This is a genomic window from Campylobacter sp. CFSAN093226, from assembly GCF_012897595.1.
Classification (GTDB): Bacteria; Campylobacterota; Campylobacteria; order Campylobacterales; family Campylobacteraceae; genus Campylobacter_D; species Campylobacter_D jejuni.
In genome coordinates this window covers 1,161,030-1,184,516 of record NZ_CP040608.1, presented here as the reverse complement: position 1 = coordinate 1,184,516, position 23,487 = coordinate 1,161,030, and the positions used below count along the sequence as shown (strand labels likewise).

At 30.0% G+C, this 23,487-nt stretch carries 22 protein-coding genes; 6 read left to right on the top strand and 16 right to left on the bottom strand.

Going from position 1 to position 23,487, the window contains the following annotated elements; all coding sequences use genetic code 11:
• Nucleotides 1-172: 172 nt before the first annotated feature.
• Both FBF02_RS06120 and guaA read right to left on the bottom strand, forming a co-directional pair.
• Nucleotides 173-1,633: a hypothetical protein gene (locus FBF02_RS06120; protein WP_002853236.1), complete on the bottom strand. Its 1,461-nt coding sequence runs from the start codon at nt 1,631-1,633 to the stop codon at nt 173-175.
• Nucleotides 1,634-1,718: 85 nt separating this feature from the next.
• Nucleotides 1,719-3,254: a glutamine-hydrolyzing GMP synthase gene (gene guaA, locus FBF02_RS06115; RefSeq protein WP_002853189.1), complete on the bottom strand. Its 1,536-nt coding sequence runs from the start codon at nt 3,252-3,254 to the stop codon at nt 1,719-1,721.
• A 138-nt stretch (nt 3,255-3,392) separates the two neighbouring features.
• Between guaA and FBF02_RS06110 the strand changes: the two genes are divergently transcribed.
• From FBF02_RS06110 to FBF02_RS06100, 3 genes are read left to right on the top strand one after another with little or no spacing between them, the layout of a single operon-like run.
• Complete coding sequence (locus tag FBF02_RS06110; RefSeq protein WP_002859309.1) at nt 3,393-3,887, top strand: hypothetical protein; 495 nt, start codon at nt 3,393-3,395, stop codon at nt 3,885-3,887.
• A complete protein-coding gene (gene uvrC, locus FBF02_RS06105) occupies nt 3,880-5,682 on the top strand; it encodes an excinuclease ABC subunit UvrC (protein WP_002853165.1) in 1,803 nt (600 codons plus the stop codon). The genes FBF02_RS06110 and uvrC overlap by 8 nt, the downstream gene beginning before the upstream one ends.
• Before the next feature lies 1 nt (nt 5,683).
• Nucleotides 5,684-6,880, top strand: coding sequence for a hypothetical protein (locus FBF02_RS06100; protein ID WP_002853187.1), 1,197 nt, complete (start codon nt 5,684-5,686; stop codon nt 6,878-6,880).
• Here the strand turns inward: FBF02_RS06100 and FBF02_RS06095 are convergent.
• The 4 genes from FBF02_RS06095 to FBF02_RS06080 form a co-directional block, all read right to left on the bottom strand.
• Nucleotides 6,877-7,779: a radical SAM protein gene (locus FBF02_RS06095; protein ID WP_002853222.1), complete on the bottom strand. Its 903-nt coding sequence runs from the start codon at nt 7,777-7,779 to the stop codon at nt 6,877-6,879. The genes FBF02_RS06100 and FBF02_RS06095 overlap by 4 nt on opposite strands.
• The gene (hemE, locus tag FBF02_RS06090) at nt 7,776-8,798 is read right to left on the bottom strand and encodes a uroporphyrinogen decarboxylase (RefSeq protein WP_002853233.1); all 1,023 of its coding nucleotides are present in this window, start codon (nt 8,796-8,798) and stop codon (nt 7,776-7,778) included. The genes FBF02_RS06095 and hemE overlap by 4 nt, the downstream gene beginning before the upstream one ends.
• Before the next feature lie 183 nt (nt 8,799-8,981).
• On the bottom strand, nt 8,982-9,302 hold the full coding sequence (gene ciaC, locus FBF02_RS06085) for an invasion antigen CiaC (RefSeq protein WP_002853224.1): 321 nt from the start codon (nt 9,300-9,302) through the stop codon (nt 8,982-8,984).
• A 55-nt stretch (nt 9,303-9,357) separates the two neighbouring features.
• On the bottom strand, nt 9,358-10,557 hold the full coding sequence (locus tag FBF02_RS06080; protein ID WP_002853238.1) for an MFS transporter: 1,200 nt from the start codon (nt 10,555-10,557) through the stop codon (nt 9,358-9,360).
• 112 nt (nt 10,558-10,669) lie between these two features.
• Between FBF02_RS06080 and FBF02_RS06075 the strand changes: the two genes are divergently transcribed.
• Entirely contained in the window at nt 10,670-11,272 is a 603-nt protein-coding gene (locus tag FBF02_RS06075; RefSeq protein ID WP_002853243.1) for a hypothetical protein, read from the top strand.
• On the opposite strand, the gene pdxA is transcribed toward FBF02_RS06075, so the two are convergent.
• Nucleotides 11,262-12,356, bottom strand: coding sequence for a 4-hydroxythreonine-4-phosphate dehydrogenase (gene pdxA, locus FBF02_RS06070; RefSeq protein WP_002853162.1), 1,095 nt, complete (start codon nt 12,354-12,356; stop codon nt 11,262-11,264). The two genes, FBF02_RS06075 and pdxA, sit on opposite strands and share 11 nt — an antisense overlap.
• Nucleotides 12,353-13,126: a pyridoxine 5'-phosphate synthase gene (locus FBF02_RS06065; protein WP_002853163.1), complete on the bottom strand. Its 774-nt coding sequence runs from the start codon at nt 13,124-13,126 to the stop codon at nt 12,353-12,355. The genes pdxA and FBF02_RS06065 overlap by 4 nt, the downstream gene beginning before the upstream one ends.
• Nucleotides 13,127-13,181: 55 nt before the next feature.
• On the opposite strand from FBF02_RS06065, the gene FBF02_RS06060 reads away from it, so the two are divergent.
• On the top strand, nt 13,182-14,156 hold the full coding sequence (locus FBF02_RS06060; RefSeq protein ID WP_002853207.1) for a Ppx/GppA phosphatase family protein: 975 nt from the start codon (nt 13,182-13,184) through the stop codon (nt 14,154-14,156).
• On the opposite strand, the gene FBF02_RS06055 is transcribed toward FBF02_RS06060, so the two are convergent.
• The 8 genes from FBF02_RS06055 to FBF02_RS06020 are packed head-to-tail and all read right to left on the bottom strand — an operon-like array spanning nt 14,153 to nt 21,841.
• Complete coding sequence (locus FBF02_RS06055; RefSeq protein WP_002853171.1) at nt 14,153-15,103, bottom strand: SAM-dependent methyltransferase; 951 nt, start codon at nt 15,101-15,103, stop codon at nt 14,153-14,155. The genes FBF02_RS06060 and FBF02_RS06055 overlap by 4 nt on opposite strands.
• Nucleotides 15,100-15,921, bottom strand: a complete 822-nt coding sequence (locus FBF02_RS06050) for a M23 family metallopeptidase (protein WP_002857898.1) — start codon at nt 15,919-15,921, stop codon at nt 15,100-15,102. The genes FBF02_RS06055 and FBF02_RS06050 overlap by 4 nt, the downstream gene beginning before the upstream one ends.
• Nucleotides 15,918-17,912, bottom strand: coding sequence for a glycine--tRNA ligase subunit beta (gene glyS, locus FBF02_RS06045; RefSeq protein ID WP_002858294.1), 1,995 nt, complete (start codon nt 17,910-17,912; stop codon nt 15,918-15,920). The genes FBF02_RS06050 and glyS overlap by 4 nt, the downstream gene beginning before the upstream one ends.
• A gap of 55 nt (nt 17,913-17,967) precedes the next feature.
• The gene (locus FBF02_RS06040; RefSeq protein ID WP_002853160.1) at nt 17,968-18,588 is read right to left on the bottom strand and encodes an HAD family hydrolase; all 621 of its coding nucleotides are present in this window, start codon (nt 18,586-18,588) and stop codon (nt 17,968-17,970) included.
• Nucleotides 18,585-18,917, bottom strand: coding sequence for a hypothetical protein (locus tag FBF02_RS06035; protein WP_002853180.1), 333 nt, complete (start codon nt 18,915-18,917; stop codon nt 18,585-18,587). Before FBF02_RS06035 ends, FBF02_RS06040 begins: the two co-directional genes overlap by 4 nt.
• Nucleotides 18,918-18,926: 9 nt before the next feature.
• Entirely contained in the window at nt 18,927-20,552 is a 1,626-nt protein-coding gene (locus FBF02_RS06030; RefSeq protein WP_002853239.1) for a cation:proton antiporter, read from the bottom strand.
• A gap of 5 nt (nt 20,553-20,557) precedes the next feature.
• Entirely contained in the window at nt 20,558-20,932 is a 375-nt protein-coding gene (hspR, locus tag FBF02_RS06025; RefSeq protein WP_002853230.1) for a heat shock transcriptional regulator HspR, read from the bottom strand.
• A 15-nt stretch (nt 20,933-20,947) separates the two neighbouring features.
• A complete protein-coding gene (locus tag FBF02_RS06020) occupies nt 20,948-21,841 on the bottom strand; it encodes a DnaJ family protein (protein WP_002853234.1) in 894 nt (297 codons plus the stop codon).
• A gap of 199 nt (nt 21,842-22,040) precedes the next feature.
• Here FBF02_RS06020 and htrA point away from each other — a divergent pair, with 199 nt between their 5' ends.
• Nucleotides 22,041-23,459 (top strand): serine protease HtrA, encoded by a 1,419-nt coding sequence (gene htrA / locus FBF02_RS06015; protein ID WP_002853235.1) that lies wholly within the window; start codon nt 22,041-22,043, stop codon nt 23,457-23,459.
• The last annotated feature ends 28 nt before the right edge of the window (nt 23,460-23,487 follow it).

The following is a 23,487-nucleotide window of genomic DNA, read 5'->3' as shown; positions in this document are numbered from 1 at the left end:
CTAGGTAATTTTTAAAGGCTGCAACTTCTCGCTTTTTTCAAAGCTCAAACGATGCCACAGAACACGGTAAATCACACAATCGCAGTTAATAAAAATGTGTTGGATCACTTTAAATACTACAAACTGTTTAGGCAAGGAAATTATAACTTAATTTAGCTTAAATTTCTATGTCTTAAATCAGTTTAAATTTGGTTTTTCCTGATTTGTCAAAATGCTTTCCTTGTAAAATAATATCGGCAACATTTTCCCAAACATGTTTTTCATCAATATAGACTATATCAAAGGTGTTATCACGCATTAAAGATTGATAATTTACTTTTTTAGGTGCGTATTTTACTAAATAATACGGATTTTGTGAAAAGTTTTCAATTTTTAATTTGCATAATAAATCTAAATCCGATGTGACAACTAAAAATTTTTTTCTTTGTTCTTTTGTGATTTTTTGAATATACACTAAAAGTTTTTGATCAAAAGGATTTAGAGCGGATTTATTTAAGCGACTTAAGTAATGTTCTGCAAAAGAAAGAGAACAGAAAGAATTTTCTATATTACTCATAGTAAAATAAGAATTTTTAACCCCTGATGATTTTAAAGATAAGTGCCAAATTTTGACATCCATTATGGTTGCACATAGGTTTAAACCTGTGACAATTTTTTTAAAGAGTTTTTCTCGTGAAAGTTTAAAAGCATTTTCGAAAATATTGTAATTTTTCTTATAAAAATCTTCCCTTATAGCATCAAGTCTTTTTAGTGTTGTTCTGTAGTATTCTGCTTCTTTTTGTAGTTTAGCCAATCTTTCTTGTCGTGCTTTAAGTTTTTCAGGGTCTGCATCGGTCGCATTGCTTTTAAGATTTATTTCAGATTGTAAAGTTTTCATTTGTGCTTCAAGTGAGGCTAGACGATTTTTTCTTGTATCTATGGTGGCTACTAAAGCTTGGTAATGACACTGCAAAGATAAAAAAGTTTCGTTAAAAATTTTAGTGATATTTGGTTTTTGATCAGCCATCATTTGCTTATACGAATTCTCTAAATGCATCATGATGCTTTTTAATGCGCTAAATTGGGTTTGGTCTATGCTATTATCCATAAAAATTAAAGTATCATAAGCTTTAAATAAAAATCTTTTAAGTATAAGATAATCAAGTATACAAGGAATTTCCTTTTCATCTTGTAGATTGGCTTGAAGCGTTTCTACGGATAAAATTTCATGGGCAAAATATTTTTGTATAGCTTGAGGTATAGTAAAAGAAAGAGGAATTTTTTCTATAGTGTCAAAGTCTGTTGTTCTATAGAGTTCTGTTATATAAGCACTTCTTCTTGAGTTTTGCAAGTCTTCTAATTCATCATCATTATCAGTTTTCCAAAAATCATGCTCAGTGATAAAATCCCCTTCTTTGAATTCTTGAAATTTTGAAGGTTTTATACCTGTTATGGTTTTGCTTGTTTGAACGAGTTTGCCGTCTTCTGCTTTTTTTTCGCTAGAAAGAGTTCTAAATTCCACAAGCATACCAACACTTGGCATACTTTTTTTATCATTCCAAATTTGGCGATTAAAGTCAAAAAAGGTATTTGCTGAGTTTGTAACGGTTCCACGTCCTGTAGAATCCATATAAATAGCTATTTTTCCATGCATATTTCTTCCTTGAAATTTCTTAAATAAATTCTAGCCTTATTTTTATAAAAATTTTATATTAAAAATAAGAGCTAGAAAAAATGGATTATTCCCATTCTATAGTTGCAGGTGGTTTGCTTGAGATATCATAAACAACGCGATTTATACCTTCTACTTCATTGATGATACGGCGACTTATGTTTTCTAAAATTTCGTAAGGTAAATGCGAGAAGGTAGCTGTCATACCATCACTTGCATCTACAACGCGTATACAAACTGCATTATCATAAGTGCGGTTATCCCCCATAACTCCAACGCTTTTAACATTTAAAAGTACGCAAAATGCTTGCCAAGTTTTATCATACCAACCTGTACTTTTAAGTTCCTCAAGTAAAATTACATCAGCCTTGCGTAATAGTTCTAAGCTAGCGCGATTTACTTCTCCCATAATGCGTATAGCAAGACCTGGCCCAGGGAAAGGATGACGATAAACTACTTCTTTGCTAAGTCCAAGCTCAAGTCCTAAGGCACGCACTTCATCTTTAAAAATTTCTTTTAAAGGCTCTATGAGTTTAAGATTCATTTTTTCAGGTAAGCCCCCTACATTATGATGGCTTTTAATGGTTTTGCTTGCACCTACAACAGAACTTTCTATGATATCAGTATAAAGTGTGCCTTGAGCAAGATATTTTACATCTTTATGTTTTTTTGCTTCTTCTTCAAAAACTTCTATAAAGGTATTTCCTATGATTTTTCTTTTTTGTTCAGGATCTGTGACATTAACTAAGCGACTTAAGAAAATTTCACTTGCATCAATGCTGATGAGATCGATGCCTAAAGTGTTTTTAAACATAAATTCAACTTGTTCTTTTTCTCCACTTCTTAAAAGTCCATTATCTACAAAAACTACTATAATTTGCTCTTTTATAGCACTAGCTAAAAGTGCAGCAACTACGCTACTATCTACTCCGCCACTTACAGCACAAAGCACTTTATCATTGCCTACTTCTTCACGGATTTTTTCTGCTTGAGTTTTTGCAAAAGAACCCATATTCCAAATACTTTCACAATTGCAAGCATATTTAGCAAAATTTTTTAAGATATTTTTGCCAAATTCGCTGTGTTGTACTTCTGGGTGAAATTGTAGAGCAAAGAATTTCTTATCTTCGTTTCCAAAAACACAAAAAGGGCTATTTTCACTTGTGGCTAAAACTTCAAAACCTTGAGGTAAATTTTCTACTTTATCAGAATGACTCATCCAAACGGTTTGTTTTTTTGGAAGATTTTTAAACAAAGCGTTATCTTTTTTAATTTCTATGTTTGCTTTGCCGTATTCTTTATGTCCTGCAGGTGCTACTGTAGCTTTGTAATGATGTGCCATAAGCTGCATACCATAACAAATTCCAAGAACAGGTAGATTTAAGTCAAATATACCTTTATCGCAAAAATACGCATCAGTTGCATATACACTTGCTGGACCTCCGCTTAAAATAATACCTTTTGGTTCTTTCGCCTTAATATCAGCTAAGCTTACATTAAAAGGTAAAATTTCTGCATAAACTCCTTGTTCCCTTAAGCGTCTTGCTATAAGCTGAGTGTATTGAGAGCCAAAGTCTAAAACTAAAATATCTGCTTTTTTCATTATTTACCACCTATGTAATTGTTCGTATTTTTTAATGGTTTTTACTGAACCATTTTGTTCATAGCTTGTGTATTGAGGGTTGCCTTTATATCCGCAAGCACAGAAGAAAATTAAGAAAAGAAATGCTAAAATCATCTTATGGGAAAAAGAAATAATATTAAGATGACTAAAAATGCTAGTGCTGTTATTAATGAATTGATGGATAAACCTCATTATAAGCCTTTAAAAACCTTATTTTTTTGCAAAGATTTTTTAAGTTCTTTTCCGCTTGCTAAGCAACGTTTGATTGCTAAAATTTATGTAAAAAATCATATTTTAAATATAATAACCTTACATCCAGCAGCTTATCAAGAATTAAATCATGATGATAGCAAAATTTATATTAAATTTCTCATAAAAGCATATGGGCAGAAATATCCTTTAAGTGGATTTGTTGATATAAAAGATATAAAAATCTTTTCTCAAAAATACACTTATGCGGCAAATAAAAACAAAAATGATGAAAAACTCTCTAAAAATTCTTATTTGGAGCTTTCTAAGGGTGAATTTAAAAATTGCTTTAAAGATAAAAAATTATTTAAGAAATTTGAAGATTTAAGAGAGCTTATAAAAAAAGGTTCTAATCTTGACTAAAGAGAATTTAGAAAATGAGTTAAAAACTCTTCCTAATAGTACTGGCGTTTATCAATACTTCAATCAAGAAGGAAAGCTTTTATATGTAGGCAAGGCTAAAAATCTTAAAAATCGTGTTAGATCTTATTTTGCTTTTACTCCAAATTTACATGCAAATCCAAGAAATTCTTTAAGAATTCAAAAAATGATTGAAGAAACAGTGCATTTGGAATTTATTGCTACTAATTCAGAGGCTGATGCTTTGATTTTAGAAAATTCTTTTATCAAACAACTGCATCCAAAATATAATATTTTGCTAAGAGATGATAAAACTTATCCTTATATTTATGTGGATTTTGAAGAAGAATTTCCACGCTTTGAGATCACTAGAAAATTAGTAAAAAAAAGCAAAATTAAATATTTTGGCCCTTTTTTTAAAGGCGCTAGAGAGCTTTTAGATGCGCTTTATTTATACTATCCTTTAAAGCAAAAAGCAAGTTGTAAATCCCCTTGTATTTTTTATCAAATTTCTCGTTGTCTTGCGCCTTGTGATAAACTCATCAGCAGGGAAAAATACCTTGAAATTTTAGATGAGGCTATACACGCACTTTTAAATCCTAGTGTTTTGCTTAAAAACTTAGAAAAACAAATGCTTGTTTTAGCACAAAATGAAAATTACGAAGAAGCAGCTAAAGTAAGAGATCAGATTGCAATGATTAAAGATTTGGAAGTTAAGGTTGAAATAGATATTGCAAAATTAGAAGATTTTGAAGTATTTGCTTTAGCTTTTAAAAATTCCGTGCTTTCAACCTTGCGTTTTGTGGTGCAAAATGGAAAAATTATCAGTGCAAATTCTAAGATTACTCCTATAAAAAATGATATACAATGGGATCAAAATGAAATTTATAAGCAACTGATTTTAGAAAATTTTAGCATGGATATTCCTTTGCTTGCAAATGTTATTTATGTTTATGAAGAATTTGAAGATAGAGTGCTTTTAGAAGAAATTTTAAGCCAAAGGTTTGATAAAAAAATCAGTATTAAAATCCCTAAAATAGGAGAAAAAAGAAGAATTTGTGATTTGGCTTTTCAAAATGCCCTTTTAAATATAGAAAAAGAGCAAAAAAATCATGATTTTACTATACAAAAAGAATTAAAGTCTTATTTTGAGCTTGAAAATTTACCAAATGATATAGAAATTTTTGATAATTCTCATTTGCAAGGCGTGGCAAATGTTGGAGCTATGGTAACTTATAGAATAAATTCTTGGGATAAGTCAAAATATCGTAAATTTCATTTAAAACATAAAAATGACTATGATCAAATGCGTGAAGTTTTAACGCGTAGGGCTTTGGACTTTGATAAAATACCTCCTCCTGATTTATGGCTTATAGATGGGGGAAAGGCTTTGCTTGATTTGGCTAAAGAAATCATTGTAAGTAGTGGGGCAAATGTCGATATTTTAGCTATTTCAAAAGAAAAAATCGATGCAAAAGCACATAGAGCTAAAGGGGGTGCTAAGGATAAAATTCATTCCTTAAAAGGAGAATTTAGTCTAAGCATTAACGATAAAAAACTACAATTCTTACAGAAATTAAGAGATGAAGCACACCGTTTTGCTATTAGCTTTCATCAAAATACTAAGAAAAAACAGGACTTGAAAAGTTCTAAGCTTGCAAATTTAGGACTTAGTTCAGGGGTTATGCAAAAACTTTTAGCGTATTATGGAAATTTTGAATCTATATATAAGGCTGATTTTAAAGATCTTACAATGCTTGTAGGCAGGAAAGCGGCGCAAAAGATAAAGGAAAATTGATTTGATATTAGCAGGGATAATTTTTATTTTTAATCTAATTTTAGCGTATTTAAGTATTGATATCTCAAAGCTTGATAGTGTTACTGAACAACTGAAAATAGGTATGTTTTCTAGCATTTTTGTTTTATCTTTAACACTTTTTATTTTTGCTTTTAGGCAAAATAGAAATATAAACAAAATATATCAAAAAATTTTTTGCATGCAAAATGATTTTTTAAATTTTCAAAAAAAGATTGATGTTGATAGTGCGCTTGATTTGTTAAAGGAAAAATTTGAAACTACGAGCCAAAATTTAACTAAAATATCCCATGAAAAAGATAGATATTTGCATTTATTGGAAGAAAATTTATATCAGCTTATAAATATATCTAATGCAATGCGTTGCTTAAATGAAGGGTATAATAAAGAAATTAATTCTTTGATTTTAAATGCCTTAAATTCTCAAAAAGATCAAATTAGATTAGAATTAAATGAGGCTTTAGAGCATCATAAAAGCATTATAGGAACATCTCATGGAAAGGTTTTGCAATTTGAAGCAAGTGTGGCCATAGTTAATAATGATGAGCTTGAGAATTTTTTACTTGCAAATTTACTTTCGTATTTTGGCATAGAAAGCACTTGTTTTAAAAATTTAAGTTTTGATGTTAATGACTTTCATTTGATTTTTATCAAGGATAAAATTTTCAATAAAAATGTAAAGAAAAATTATGATTTTATAGTGATGGGTCGGCATAAAAATACACATTATGAGTATTTTTTAACTTTACCTTTTGAAAAAAAAGATCTTGAAAATATTTTGCAAAACAAGCTTGATAAGGTTTGCACTTTAAAATTTAAAACCCCTTATCAAAATAATGTATTGCTTTTTAAACAAAATGATTTTGATGCAACCTTGTTTTTTAATATAATAGAAAAACAATGTGATAAAAATATATGTATAAATTCTTTTAGTCAATTAAAACAAGAATTAAGCAAGGAGACTTATCGTTTGATTTTACTTGATTATGAATTAATTAAATTTGATCTTGAGCAAATGAGAAATTTGCTAAGTGCTTATAAAAAACAGCATCCACAAAGCCATATCATCTTTTTTTCAAAGGAAAAAGTTAGGGATTTTGATTGTGTGAGCGAAGTTTTAAGTGATGTAAGTAGAAATGATCTTATAACTTTACTTAGAAAGTATTTGCCAAAGGCCTAAACTTTATAAAATTTAACTCCAGCTAAATCGAGAATTTTTACCTTTTTTTCTTTGATAAGTTGATTTAAGAGAGTTTTGGATTGTTCATCAAATTTCACTTCAATGTCTATTTCGCTTTGTGAGCGCAAATGAAGCATTTTTAATAATTCTTCTTCATTGAAGCTTAGTTTTTCACCTTCATAATGTCTTTTGGCTAAGAGTACAGGAGTAGAATCTATAAGTTTAGAAAGTTCTAAAAGTTTTTCTTCGCTTACTTTTTTAACAGCATAAGCAGGAGGTCTATCTATGGTGCTTAGATCAACCCTTAAAGGCATGATTTTTTTTAAAGCTTGATTAAGTGCTTCAAATTCTTCTTCGTTGTCATTAAGATCTTTAACAACTAGAATTTCCATAATCAAATCTCCATTAAACCTAGCTCTAAAATCTGCCATTTTTTCTATCATTTTTTCTAAGTCAATGTTTTTTAAAGCTCTATCAATACGATAAAAAGTTTTAGCAACTGCACTATCTAGGCTAAATTTGACCACATCTAGTTTTAGCAAAGCATTAAATTTGTCTTCATCTAATACAGCTGTACCATTGCTTAAAATAAGCAATTTTTTATCTTTAGCAATGCTGCGTAAAGATAAAATAAGCTCATTTAAATAAGGATAAAGACTAGGCTCTCCGTTGGCAGTAAGGGTAAGAAAATCAAATTCAACATTTTTTTCAAGCATAGCTTTAACTTCAGAGATAATTTTATCTATGCTGATAATTTCATCTTGTTTTTCTTGGGCTTTTTTTGGATCAAGCTCGCAGTAAACACAATCAAAATTGCATTGTTTTTTACTAGGGCTTAAATCTATACCCAAAGATCTTCCAAAACGCCTAGAGCTAACAGGACCAAAGAGTATTTTCATTTAGCTGAACTTTCTTGTACAAGCTTGATAAAATATTTTGCATTTTCAACAGGAATATCAGGCAAGATCCCATGTCCTAAGTTGAAAATATGAGCTTTATTTTGCATGGTTTTTAGTATTTTTTCCACTCCTTCTTTGATGGCATTTTTATCATAAAGTCTGCAAGGCTCCATGTTGCCTTGAAGAGTGTATTTGTGTGATAGTTTATCACGTGCTAAATCAAGCGGGGTGCTCCAATCAACCCCAAAAACATCAAAATTGCCATCGATTCTATCCAAATAACCGCTAATGCCTTTAGGGAATAAAATTACAGGTATATTTGGGTATTTGCTTTTAATAAAATTTGAAATTTCAAGCATATAATTAAAAGAGAATTCAAAAAACTTATCATATTCTAAAGCACTTGCCCAGCTATCAAAAATTTGTATAGCATTAGCACCTGCTTTAATTTGCTCTTCTAAATAAAGTTTTAAAACTTGAGTTAGTTTGTTTAGAATTTTATGTAAAAGTTCTGGGTTTTGATAAAGCATTTTTTTACACTTTGCATAATTTTTACTTCCACTTCCTTCTATCATATAGGTAGCTATAGTCCAAGGGCTTCCGCAAAATCCTATTAAAGCCTTGTTTTGAGATAATTTTTCTCTTGTAAGCTTTAAGGCATCATAGACATAATTTAATTTTTTATGTGCATTTTGATCGTCAAGTTTTTCTAAATCTTCTAGGGTTGAAATAGGATTACCAAAAACAGGCCCTTCTCCTTTTTCAAAACGTAAATTCATACCCATTTCAAGAGGAACAACTAAGATATCTGAAAAAATGATTGCTGCATCTACATCTAAAATATCAATAGGCTGTAAAGAAACTTCAGAAGCTTTTTTATAGTCTTTACATAAAGAGAGAAAATCACCCGCTTGTTTTCTTACTTCCATATATTCTGGCAAATACCTTCCTGCTTGACGCATCATCCAAATAGGGGTGTAGGGTGTAGGTTTTTTAAAGCAAGCATCGATAAAAATCATTATTTTCCTTTGTTTTTAGCAAAATTATAACAGAATTTGATAAATTAAATTGGTCAATTTTTCTATATTTTCTTCATATAGAGGAAATAATAAATTTTTTCATTTTATCCAGAGTTATTAGAAATTTTACGAGAATTATTGGAATTCTCGTTTATGTAGTTTGAGTTTTGATTGATTTGTATATTAAGCCTTTGTATTGTTTGTGGCATTTCCTGCGTCAATTGTAGTAAAAAGCTTATTTAGCAAAGTCTCCTCATTTTTTTTGTATTGATCTTCTCTCATTTTTTGCCAAGCATAAGATCTAAAATCTTCTCTAACAGCACCAAGATCAATGTCTTCGTTAGTAAATTTGCTTGAGTTTGTTTTTTTATCTTCCTTTTCTTCTTTGTTTTTTACTTCATTTAATGTGGCTTGAAATTCATCTGCCGAAGTATTTTTTTCTTTAACTTTAGTTGTGGTGCTAAAGATAGCATTTGATGTTTTTTGAGTATTATCTACTACCATTTTCTCCTCCTTTATTTAACTTTACATTAAATAAGCAAGCAATTTCTATTCCAATTTATACCTTTGTAAAACTTTTTCTTTGAAATTTTTTATAATTTAATTTATCTTTGGCAAAAAGCAAGGCAAAAATCAAAGCAGGGCTTACAAAAAGTGCTGAAAATAAAGCATTAAATTCTATACCCAATCTTGCTAAAACAATCCCACCTAAAAAACTTGCTAAAGCTATGCCTACATTAAAAGCTGCTTCATTCACACTTACTGTACTGTCTATGACTTTATAAGTATGGCGTTTAGCTTTAGTAATGCTAAGCATTTTTAGTGCAGGTATGGTTGAAAAGGCAAAAAATCCTATCAAAGCTACGCTAAAAATGATTAAAATTTTAGAATGCATGGTGAGAAATACACTTAAAAATACTAGAACTTGTATGCTTAAAATAAGACGCAAAGAAAAAATAGCACCTTTTTTATCTACTATTTTTCCGCCCCATAAATTCCCACAAATTGCACAAATTCCATATAAAAGCAAGATATAAGCTGTATCTTGGACTTTAAAACCGCTTATTTCTACAAGTATTTTTTGCAAATAAGTATAAAGAACAAATTGAGCCCCACAACTACAAATGGTTATAGTATAAGTTTTTAACAAATTTTGATGAGAAAAAGCAGGGATTAGATTTTTAAGATTGGTTGGGCTAGGATGTAAATTTTTGGGCATCATATGCCATACTCCAAAAAATGCTAGACTTGTAATGATAAAAATGAGTAAAAAGATAAATTTAAAGCCAAAATAATGCCCTATAAAAGTTCCAAGCGGCACTCCAGTAACTAAGGCTACAGTAAGCCCTGTGACCATTATAGCTAGAGCACTTGATTTTTTATCATCTGGAGTTATAGCACTTACAGCTAAGGTGGCAATGACAAAAAATACCCCATGTTGTGTTCCTGCTATAAAGCGTGCAAAAGCAGTAAGATAGAAATTTTGGCTAAAAAAGATGATGAAATTTGCTAAAGCAAAAATTCCAAGATTGATTAAAAGTTGTGTATGTCTATGAAAACGACTTAAAGGTATGGTGATAAGAGGAGCACCTATAACAACACCTATAGCATATAAGGTTGTAAGATAGCCCGCGGTTTTTGCATCTACGCTAAAATACGCTTCAACATCAACCAAAACTCCTGCCATAACAAATTCAGTTACGCCCATACAAAAAGCACTAAGAGCTAGTGCAAAAAGAGCTTTTTTGTAATTTTGCATTTTAAGTTCCTTATAAAAAATAAAAACGCATTATAATAAAATAAAGGCTTAATTTCCTTAAAAAATTCAAAATATTTTTGTTAAAATAAAATAAAAATTTTAAAGGTAAATAATGAAAAAAATTATTTTATTGCTTGGTTTAAGTTTGGCGAGTTTAGGGGCTTTGAGTTTTGATGAGCTTATTTATAAAGATGAAGTAAAACCTAGTTTTGATTGCTCTAAAATCAAATATGATGGCAAAAGTGATGATGAACTTATGATATGCAATAAAATTGGTGTGCGTAATGAATTTGATAATAAAAAACTTGCTTTAGTAGATAACATCTATAGTAGTTTATATCAAAATATTTCAAAAAAAGCAGATAAAAAGATGAAAAAAGATTTTAAAGCCATTTCAAAAAAGATGCTTAAAGAAAGAAAAATTTGTATAAAAAATATGCAAAATACAAAAGCAGGGGAAAATCCTCTTTTATCTTTACTCAATGCAAGTGATTGCATGCAAGAAGCTTATATTAAGGTTTTATTAGAACTTATGCAAAGAGCAAAAAAAGATACAAAGACTAAAGAAGTTTTAGAGCAAATTTTTAAAAATAAAGTTGATAAATATGAAAATTTACTCACTCAAAGTTTAAATACCAATAAAGATTTGCAAGATTTTATAGACAGCTTAGCTAAAGAAGATTTGATTGATTCTAGGGCTAAATTTAAGCTTTAGAATGTAAATTGATTGCAAATTTAGCCGCTTCAAAATAACTTTTAGTGTTGATTTTAGCATTTTTATAGGCCTTATCAAAGGCCGTGCCATGATCAACGCTAACGCGTATGATAGGTAAATTTAAACTTACATTGATGCTTTTATCAAAATACAAGGCCTTTAAAGGAGCAAGGGCAAGATCGTGATACATAGCCACTAAACGATTGCAGTTTTTTAAACCAGTCTTAGTAAAAGCTGTATCAGCCACTAAAGGATAGGGTAGATAAACGCCCTTGCCTTTAAAATTTAAAAGCAATTCTTTTTGTAAATTTTCATCTTTTAAGGCTTTTTTGAAAAATTTTTCATCTTTTTTAGAGTGTAAAAAGGCATTAACAAAGGCTATAGCTTTTTCCATGATCTTTTCTTCTTCTCCACCTATAACTCCATAATCTCCAGCGTGAGGATTAAAACCTAAAAGCCCCATTTTTTTAAAATGCGTTTCTTTGTAAAAATCTTTTAAAAAGATACTTAAATTTTTAAAAGTGATTTTTTTACTCACTTTAGCTAAAGGTATATGTTCGCTAAAAAGCCCTACAAAAAGTTCTTTGCAACCTAACATCATAATGGCATTTTTTTTAAAAAAATCCCTTAAAGCATCGGTGTGTCCTTTGTATTTAAGTCCTGCATCTTCCCAAGCTTTTTTGTGTATAGGTAGAGTAAGTAAGGCATGGGCGTGTTTTTCATAGACAAAATAACTTGCCGCCTTAAAGCTTAAAAAACCATAAAGTCCACTTTTTGCATCTATTTCTCCGGCTTGGATTTCAAAATTTTCATCCACTTTAAAGCCTAAAGGAAGGCAAAAAGAGTAAATTTCAAGAGAATTTTCTTTTTTTATAAAATTAAACTCATAGTCTTTGTCATCTTTAAAAGCTACGATTTTTGCATTAAAAAGTTTTAAATTTAAAAGTTTTAAAGCTTTATTAAGTAAGCTTTCGTGGATAAAATAAAAAGGTGTGCAGATTTTGCTTAGTTCTTCATGAGAACGCACTAAAATTTCAAGTCCTATGCTGTTTATATCGCCTATACTAATGGCTAGTTTTTTCATCTTTTAATAAGTTCTTTCATTTCCAAAATAGCGTTTTGAAGTCCTGTAAATACAGATCTTGCTACAATGCTTTGTCCTATATTTAGCTCGCAAATTTCTTTAATTTTTACTACGGGTTTTACATTTTTGTAATTTAAACCATGTCCCGCGGCTACTTTTAAGCCAAGTTCTAGGCCTTTTTTGGCACAGAGTTCTAAATTTTGTAATTCTTTTTCAAATTGAGCTTGCAAGGTTTTTTTATCTTGATCAAGTTCTTTTAAGGCAAAAGCAGTATGAGAGATATTGCTAAAAAGTGCGTTGTGTAAATTCGCATAATGTCCTGTATGAAGCTCTATAAATTGGGCTTTTAAAATTTTTGATTTTTCTATATCTTCTAAACTAGGATTGATAAAAAGTGAAACTTCAATGTTTGCATTTTGAAGTTTTTCTATGCTTTGTTTTAATTTAGCATGATTTAAACAAAGCCCCCCTTCTGTAGTAAGCTCTTCTCTTTTTTCAGGCACTAAAGTAACGCGGTGGGGTTTGAGTTTAAGAGCTAAATTTAAAATTTCATCATTTAAAGCACATTCTAAATTGACAGGGCTTTTGCAAAATTTTATAATATTTTCCAAGTCAAAATCCTGAGCATGACGGCGATCTTCTCTTACATGCAAAGTGATTTGATCTCCGTGTCTAGCTACTATAAAAGCAGCTTCTAAAAGATCAGGATCATTTACCATTCTAGCTTGTCTTAACACTGCAATATGATCGATATTTACACCTAAAAGCATATTTTTCCTTTAGAACTTTTTTGCTATTATACTATAAAATCAAATAAGGAAAGTCATGTTAGGTATAGATCTTGGTTCAAATACTTTAAGAGCAGTACAAATGGATGAAAAATTAAATAAATTAAAAGAATATGAATTTGTTATTGGGGCAGCGAAAAATCTAAATCAAAGTGGAGAAATTTCTAAAGAAGCCATACAAAGATTAAAAAATACTTTGAGTATTTTAGCTAAAGAGCAAGATTTAAGTAAAGCGAGAGCTGTAGCGACTGCAGCTTTTAGAAAGGCAAGCAATACAAATGAAATTTTTGCCCATTTAAAAAAAGAATTTGGGATTGATTTTAAGCTTATAGATGCCAAAAGTGAAGCTAAGATTAGTGTTTTAGGTATGCAATCAGGTTTAAGAAGGCTTAAAATTTGGGGAGAGTTTGCGTATTGTGATTTAGGAGGGGCTTCTTGTGAGCTTTCTTTTGGAAAAAGTTTTAAAAGTTTTGATTTTGGTATTATTAGTTTTTATGAAAAAAATTGCCATTCTTATTATAAAACTTGTATTTCTTATAAAAAATTGATAAAAAAATATCCTAAATTTATCATAAATATTAAAGATAAAAAACTTAAAATTCATTTTTTAATTGCAAATCCCTATTTAAAGCATCTAGCTTTTAGGGCTTTTGATGAGGTGGCTATGATTAAAAAGGAACTTTGTTCTTTAGGGGCTAAAACGGTGGTTTTAAATTCCGGAGTTCCTACCACACTTAGCGCATTAAAACAAAATATAAGCTATGAAAAGTATGAAGCAACTAAAGTAAATGGTAAAAAACTTTGCCATAAGGATTTTTTAAATTATGCTATTAAACTTTTTCATATGGAAGAAAAAAAAGCTATAAAAGAAGTAGGCACGATGAGAAAAAATTATTTGAGTGCAGGTTGTTTGCTGTTTTATGCTTTGTTTGATAAACATAAACTTCTAGTCATTGATGAGGGTTTAAGAGAGGGGGTTTGTTTAGCGAGTATGAAAAATATAAAATTTTAGTTTTTTTGAAATTCGAAAAAATGAAATTTTTCATCAAAATTAAAAAATAAAATTTTAGCTTGAGATAAAAAACTTTCGTAAGTTTTAATGTTTTTATTTTTTGTGTATTCTAATAAATCTTCAAAACCAAAATCCATGAAAGCAAGACTTTGTTTTTTAAAAGCTAAAGGTTTAAAATCATATTCTTTGATGAGTTTTTGAAGATGAGTAAAATTGACATTATAAGTTAGATCGCTTTTGCCGAAAAAATCTTTTAAAGATACTTCAAAAGGGCTAAAAACTTCGTGCTTTTGATAGATTCTTAAGCTAAAACTTTGTGGATTTAAAGTTCCATAGTCAAATCCCGCAAATATAAATCTCTCACAAGTTTGGTTTAAATCTTTAAAAAAATTTTCAAGCTCTAAACTGAGTTCGCCTTTTGTAAGATTTAAAGCTTTGCATTTTGTGATCAAATTTTCATCCATATTTTTAAAAATAAGTTTAAAATTTTCTACAAATGCCATTTTATCATGATCTATAAGTTCGCAGGTAAAACTATCAAAAAGTTCATTGCAAAAGAAAAAAGCGTTCTTAAAATGGCATTCTTTAAGACTATTTTTGTGAGTAAATTCCACTCCTTCTAAAGTCTTTTTTTGTAAAGTTCTTAATTTTTCATGTGGTTCTATGATGAAAAAAGAAATTTGAGAAAAAATTTCAGGTCTTAATTCAAGCAAAGCGGCTAAAAAATCACGACTTAAATAGCCTTCATTAGCGCCTATTTCTACAAGTTCTAGTGGAGGTTTGAGAATTTTTTCATCTATTAAATTTAAAAAATGCTTGGCTAAAAGTGTGCCAAAAAGATTTCCTACGCTCACAGCAGTAAAAAAATCTCCGTTTTTTCCTATACTTACAGCATTTTTATAATAGCTTTCATGGAGCCAAGCATGGAAAAAGTCACTAAATTTCATTGAAAAATAGCATTAAATTTGGATACAAAATCCAAAGGATCAACTTGTTTGCCTCCAGCTAAAATTCCAAAATGCAAATGCGGCCCACTTACCCTACCTGTAGCCCCACTAAGTCCTATAAGTTCACCTTTTTTTATCTTTTGTCCTATTTTAACATCGATTTTAGAAAGATGATAATATTGTGAATAAATTCCAAAACCATGATCAATGACTACTGAATTTCCTGCGAAATAACGATCTTTTGCAATTTTTACTACACCTGAATTGGCTGCATAAATAGGTGTTCCTGTGGTAGCTCTAAAGTCCGTTCCGCTGTGATAACTTGCTACTTTTTCATTAAAAGTTCTTGCTTTGCCAAAATCACTTGTGATAAAAGAATTTAAAGGTATATTAAAAGCACCGTTAAATAAAGCTTTTGGAGTATAAGAACTATAAATCGCATTGGCTTCTTTTAATTCTTTAGTGATGCGTTCTTGTATGGTTTTTGGCGGAAAAATCTTTTTGTTTTCAATTTGCAATTTTTCACTTTTATAATTACCTTCTAAAGTTTTTATGAAAATTTCTTCTTTTTTATCTTTATAAAATGCGATAAGTTTGGTGTTTTGCGGGGGATTTTTGTAAGGTAAGGAAAAAATAGCTAGAATTTTTTCTTGATTTTTAGGATGTGCAAAGGTGGGAATATTTTTATCATTATTTTTTAAAGATAAAAAATCTTTCTTATCTAGTTCCAAAAATAAAGCTTGACCTTTGATGAGTTCTAAATTTTGAGCTCCAAAAAGCCAAAGAGTAAGGCTTAAAAGAATCCATAGGGCTTTCATAGGCTTAACTCTTTAAGATCGGCGATTTTTAAAAACTCCGCATAAATTTCATAAACCAAAGCTTGGCGATTATTTTTAAGTTTTTCATCTTCAGCATTAATCATCACTTGATTAAAAAACTCATCAATAAAAGGCTTAAGTGCAAAAAGATTTTCAAGTTTTTCTTGTAAAGAGTTGGCTTTAGTTTTTTCTTGAAAAGCTTTGTAAAGTTTACTTTCTGCTTCTTGAACAAAAAGACTTTCATCAACTTTATGAGGATTTTTAGTGGCGATATTGGCTAGTCTTTTAAAGGTTGCAAAATTTTCATTAAAATTATCTTTTTTGCTAAGTTTTATAAGAGCATTTACGCTTTGATTGATATGGATAAGATCTGTATTTTGTGAGCTTAAAACCGCTTTTACAAAAGAAGCATTGACTGTATAAAAAGTATAAAGTCTTTCAAAAATAAAATCTTTTAAAATTTGCATATCAAAGCTTTTATAATGATTTGAAAGTTTTTCTAATAAAATTTGGATATCAAATTCTTTATTTAAATTTAAAGCAATTTTAATGATCCCATTGGCAGCTCTTCTTAAGGCATAAGGATCCTTTGTTCCGCTTGGAATTTTTCCTATGCTAAAAAGTCCTATAAGGGTATCAAGCTTGTTTGCAAGGGCTACTATGCTTGAAAATTCTGTACTTGGAAGTGGAGCTTGTTCGGAATTAGGAAGATATTGTTCTTTGATAGCTAAGCAAATTTGATAATCTAAGCCCATTTTTTGCGCATAATAACTTCCCATAATGCCTTGCAAATCAGTAAATTCATAAACCATTTGTGTGGCTAAGTCTGCTTTGGCGTATTTTAGTGCTGTGCTGATATTTTCGATTTTATCATTATGGAGCATTTGACATAAAATTTCAGCAATTTTAATCTCTCTTAAACTTTTATCTTGCATTGTGCCTAAACCTTCAAGATAGGTCATTTTGGCAAGTTTTTCAGGTTTTAAGCCATTTTGTAAATCATTTTGATAAAAAAACATTGCATCGCTAAGTCTTGCACGCAAAACTCTTTCATTTCCATGTATGATTTTTGAATAATCCTTACATACTGCATTACTTACTACTATAAAATGATTACTTAAGCCTTTATCGTTAAAAACTGCAAAATAACGTTGATTTTCTCTCATTGAAGTGATGATTACTTCGCTAGGAATTTCTAAAAATTCTTCTTCAAAACTTCCTAAAAGTGCATTAGGATATTCTGTGATAGCAACTACTTCAGCTAAAAGCTCTTCATCTTCTCCAATTTGTATATTTTTTTGACTTTCTATGAGTTTAAATTGCTCAAGTATTTTTTCCTTTCTTTTGATTGGATCAAGGATGATATAGTTTTTTTCTAGTAGTTCAAAATATTCTTTTGCATTGTTAAAATCTTGCAAATCATAACTTACGCTTCTGTGAATGAAAGTTTTTTTAGTACTTTTTACTCCATAGCTTTGAAAATTAACAAGTTCATCATTTAAAATGCAAGCTATAGAACGGATCGCACGGATGAATTCAAAAGAATTTGCACCCCAGCGCATACTTTTGCCAAAACTAAGACTTTTTAGAAATTTTTCTACCATTTCTCCTAAAATTTCTTGACTTTGCAAACCTTTAATAGCTTTTTGATGGTACAAAACTTCCTTGCCTTTGATTTCTTTAAAAGAGAGTTCATTTTCACTGATCCTTGCTTTTTGCAGGAAGCTTTGTCCCGCAGGAGTTAAAACTCCATCTTTATAAGCAACATTTTTAGGTGCTCCTATAAATTCAGCAAAGCTATCTTCTTGTTTGTCTGCAAAATTTTCATGAAAAAAAACTAAACGACGCGGAGTATAATAAAATTTAAAATCACTTACCAAGCGGTATTCTTCTAAAACATTGTTCCATTTTTTTTCTATATTAGCTAATTCTTTTAGCAAAGGAATAGCAGGTAATTCTTCTGTACCAATTTCTATTAATAATTCACTCATAATTTACTCTTTTTAAAATTTATTTCTAATTTTAACTAAAATTTCATTAAAAAACTTATAAATACTTTTGCAAAAAGCCTTTAAGTTCACTAGCGTTGCTAAATTCATTTTCTTTTAAATTTTTTTGATACCATTTGGCATGAAAATAAGGCAAATTAGCATTTTTAGCACATTCTTTATCTTTTTGACTATCTCCTATAAAAACGCTTGTTTTATATGGAGCCTCGCTTTTTAAAAGCTCTAGCATCATAGGATGAGGTTTGGGTTCTATGCCTAAACTTACGCCTAAAATTTTATCAAAATAAGGAATGATATCGTGTTTTTTAAGTATGTTTGAAAGTGAGCTTTGCGGGGCGTTAGTAGCAATAGCTAAAAAACAATTTTTGCTTTTTAAAAATTCTAACAGTTCTTTCACCCCTTCAAAAAGCACCACGCTTTGTTCATAGTGTTTGACAAAATATTTTTCGTAGCCTTCTTTAAAACTAGAATGATGGAAATTTTCTATATTATAAAGTTCTTTTGCCCAGTCAATATTAGGAGTATTGATGGTTTGCATAATGATTTCTCTTGAAAGTGGGGCTAGGTTTAAATCCTGTCTTATTTCATTGACTGCACAAGAAATGGCATTTGCGCTATCGATTAAAGTTCCATCCATATCAAAAAATACATTAATCATTCATAATCCTTTAAATAATTTTTGTGTTTTTCTTTTTTCTCACCTTGTTTTTTTTGCTTATCTAAAGCATTGGCAAGATTTAAAAGTTCGCTTTTTTCTTTGGAAAAATCTAAACAAGCATTGACAAAAAATTCAAGATTTTTTGCATAGGTTGAGTTAAGATTTACCGCGGGATTTTTTTCAAAAAATTTAGCATTTTTTAGCATTCTTTCTTCAAATTTAGTTTTATCAAAATCTTCTTTTTTAAGTGCAGATATAGCGCCATTGAAAAATTTTTCAAGATTTCTTAGGTATTTTACGCGTAAGGCTTTTTCTTCATTTTTTGTCAAAATTCTTCCTTAGGTATTTTTATGAATGCGGCATTCTAGTGCTTCTTGAACTAAATTTCTAGCGATTACTTTTTCAGAGCGAATGATGCGTATATTTTCATCTATGCTAGAAAAAAGCATCTTTTTCAAAGTTCCATTTACATGAATGATAGTATCTATAGGTTTTGGATAATTAGCTAGCACTTGACATAAAATTTCAAGTTTAGCTTCATTTGTAACTGTGATAATAGCTACGGCACATTCTTCTATATTGGCAATTTTTAAGGTTTCTTCTTGAGCAGCATTGGCAAAAACGACATTTTCACCCCGACTAACTCCAAGTTCTACTAAATTTAAATCACTTTCTAAAACAAGATAAGGTACGCCTGTATTTTTGATTTTTTGTACAACTTCTTGTCCTAAGCGTCCGTAGCCAAAAACAACAAGATGATTTTTAAGCTTGATATTACTGTCAATATTTTGCACAGCGTTGGTATTAAGTGCTATATCTTCTACAACATTGGTAATTTTTCTTATATTGTTTAAAATAAAAGGCGTGATAATCATGGTTAAAATAGAAACAACAATTAAAATTTGTGAAGTTTTGATATCAAGCATATTTTTTGCTTGTAAAAGAGAAAAAATTGCTAGGGCGAATTCGCCAATTTGCGCTATGGCAAAAGCTGTTTTAAGCGCTACTCTTTTTTTGGTGTAAAGAAATAAAAAGCCAAAAACTATGCCAAATTTTAAAGCCATTACAAGAAGGGTTAAAACTATGATTAAAAACCAATTTTGCGCCACTACATCAAGTTGAATTTGCATGCCTACAGTTATGAAAAAAAGCCCTAAAAGCAAATCTCTAAATGGGATCAAGTCCGCTTCTATTTTGTGTTTATATTTTGTTTCTGCTATCAAAGCACCTGCTATAAAAGCACCCAAAGAATAAGAAAATCCAAAATAATTTGCTAAAAAACTTGCTCCAATAACCATAAATAAAACAGTACTAATAAAAATTTCCTGAGAAGAAGTGTGGATAATGAGTCTAAAAATTCTATCCACTAGATATTTACCTATGAAAAATAATAAAGTGATTAAAATAAGTGCTGAAATTAAACTGGTAAAAAGGAGTTTTTCTATGTTTTGATTGTTGGATGAAAAAATATCTACAAGCAAAAGCAAAGGAATAACGGCTATATCTTGAAAAAGCAAAATTCCCAATGCTTTTCTGCCATATTGCTCATTTATATCGCCATTATCATTTAAAATTTTAAGCACCACTGCGGTTGAAGAAAGCGCTAGTGCAAAGCCTACTATGGTAGCGCTTTTATCTCCAAGTCCTAAAATTCCTATAGCAAGTAGCATAAAAACAAAGCCACAAGTAAGCATCTGCAAAGAGCCGTTTAAAAAAACTTCTTGTTTCATTGCCATTAAATGCTTAAAAGAAAATTCAAGCCCTATGGTAAACATTAAAAACACTATACCAAATTCGGCTATATGAGTGATTTCGCCTTTGCCACTTAAATGATAAATTTCAGAAATGATTTCTCCAGCAGCTATATATCCAATGATAGTTGGAATTTCAAATTTTTTAAATATGACATTTAAAACTATAGCTATAGCAACGGTGATTAAAAAAATTTCTAAAAAATTATCCATTATTTTTATTTTTTCTCATAAAAAATCAAATCAAAGCTATTTTTATGCTTAACAACGGCTTTACTAGCCGCTTCTTTATCTTGTTGTTTGCTTAATTCTAAGCGTAGTTCATCAATTAAATTTTCAAATTCGTGAAGTTGGTTTTTCAATTTTAAGATAACATCTACTCCAGCAAGATTGATTCCCATGTCTCTTGTTAAACGCAATATAAGTTTAATACGGTCAATATCTCTTTGAGAATAAAGTCTTATTTTGCCATCGGTTCTACTTGGCTCTATCAATCCTTCTCTTTCGTATTGCCTTAAGGTTTGTGGATGTATGCTTAAAACTTTAGCCACAACACTGATTAAATATACAGGTTCATCATAATGCTGTTCCATATTTTATTCCTTTCTTTAAGGTAATTTTTCTTTTAAGAGTTCTATAAATTTTTCATCAAGGGTATCTAAATTTGGCAAAACAACATTTAAAATCAAATACATATCCCCATAAATATCACTTTTTCTATTTTGCACACCATAGCCTTTTAAACGAATTTTTTGGTTATTTTTTGAATTAGGCGTTATGTTAATTATTGCTTCTTCCTTGCCTTCTTTGAGTGTTTTTATATTTATTTTTCCACCAAAAAGTGCAGTTTTTAAAGAAATATCAACCTTTTGATATAAATCATCATCTTCTCTTGTGTAAATAGGACTTTCTTCTATTTTTACAATAATGATTAAATCTCCTCTAGCTCCATTTCTGCTTTGTTTTCCTTTAGAGCGAATTCTTAGTTTCTCGCCTTCTTTTATACCATGTGGAATTTTAAATTTAATGGTTTCGCCTTGAAAATTAAAACTATGTTCCCCGCCTTTAACAGCTTTTTCGAAAGGAATGTGAAGCTCTAGATTGCTGTCTAAAATTTCTTCTTCAAAACCTCCAAATCCTCCAAAACCACTGCTAAAGCCTTTTGAAGAAAAGCCGTTAAAACCCCCTCTTGAGCGTCCACCAAAGCCTCCTCCAAAGAGATCTTTTAAAATATCGTCCAAATTTACCCCACCAGTATTTCTTGAAAAATCATGAAAACTTTGTCCACCAAACATAGAATCGCCGTATTGGTCATACTGAGCTCGTTTTTTTTCGTCACTTAAAATTTCATAAGCAGCATTAATTTCTTTAAATTTTTCTTCAGCACCTTTTTCTTTGTTGATATCAGGATGATATTTTCTAGCTAGGCGACGGTAAGCTTTTTTTATTTCATCTGCACTAGCGTTTTTGCTAACTCCAAGAGTTTCGTATAAACTATTCATGTTATATTTCCTTAAAAATTTTTACTTGATTATATAGAGGATTAAATTATAACATAAACTTTAGCCTAAGTCAATCAAGTTTTATAAATTTTTATCACTCAAGGTTTTATTTACAATTTTGTAAATTTTCGGTTTTATACTATGAAGACAGTAAAATATTTTACGAGATAATTTATCTTTAAGAACAAAAGGAAATGAAATGAAAAAGATTTTTTTATCATTAAGTTTAGCAAGTGCTTTATTTGCTGCAAGTATTAATTTTAACGAATCGACTGCAACGGCTAATCGTGTGAATCCTGCTGCTGGAAATGCAGTGCTTTCTTATCATGATTCTATTAAAGATGCAAAAAAATCAGTGGTTAATATTTCCACCTCAAAAACTATTACAAGAGCAAATCGTCCAAGCCCTTTGGATGATTTTTTTAATGATCCTTATTTTAAACAATTTTTTGATTTTGATTTTTCTCAAAGAAAAGGAAAAAATGATAAAGAAGTGGTGAGTTCTTTGGGATCAGGGGTGATTATTTCAAAAGATGGTTATATAGTAACAAATAATCACGTTGTAGATGATGCTGATACGATTACAGTGAATTTACCAGGAAGCGACATAGAATATAAAGCAAAACTTATAGGTAAAGATCCAAAAACAGATTTGGCTGTTATAAAAATAGAGGCTAATAATCTTTCAGCTATTACTTTTACAAATTCTGATGATTTAATGGAAGGAGATGTTGTTTTTGCACTTGGAAATCCTTTTGGAGTTGGTTTTAGTGTTACAAGTGGGATAATATCTGCTTTAAATAAAGACAATATAGGTTTAAATCAATATGAAAATTTTATACAAACAGATGCTTCTATCAATCCAGGAAATTCAGGTGGAGCTTTGGTGGATAGTCGCGGATATTTAGTAGGTATTAATTCAGCTATTCTTTCTCGTGGTGGTGGAAATAACGGCATAGGTTTTGCCATACCTTCAAATATGGTTAAAGATATAGCTAAAAAACTTATTGAAAAAGGCAAGATTGATAGAGGATTTTTAGGTGTGACTATTTTAGCTTTGCAAGGTGATACTAAAAAAGCTTACAAAAATCAAGAAGGAGCTTTAATCACTGATGTTCAAAAAGGTTCAAGTGCTGATGAAGCAGGGCTTAAGCGTGGAGATTTAGTTACTAAAGTTAATGATAAGGTTATAAAAAGTCCTATTGATCTTAAAAATTATATAGGAACTTTAGAGATTGGTCAAAAAATTTCATTAAGTTACGAAAGAGATGGAGAAAATAAGCAAGCAAGTTTTATTCTTAAAGGCGAAAAAGAAAATCCTAAAGGCGTACAAAGCGATTTGATTGATGGTTTGAGTTTGAGAAATTTAGATCCAAGACTTAAGGATCGTTTGCAAATTCCAAAAGATGTTAATGGTGTTTTGGTTGATAGTGTTAAAGAAAAGAGCAAAGGAAAAAATTCTGGTTTCCAAGAGGGTGATATTATCATAGGTGTTGGACAAAGTGAAATTAAAAATTTAAAAGATTTAGAACAAGCTTTAAAACAAGTTAATAAAAAAGAATTTACCAAAGTTTGGGTATATCGCAATGGTTTTGCGACTTTGCTTGTGCTTAAATAAAAATAACGGAAGGATTTTCCTTTCGTTA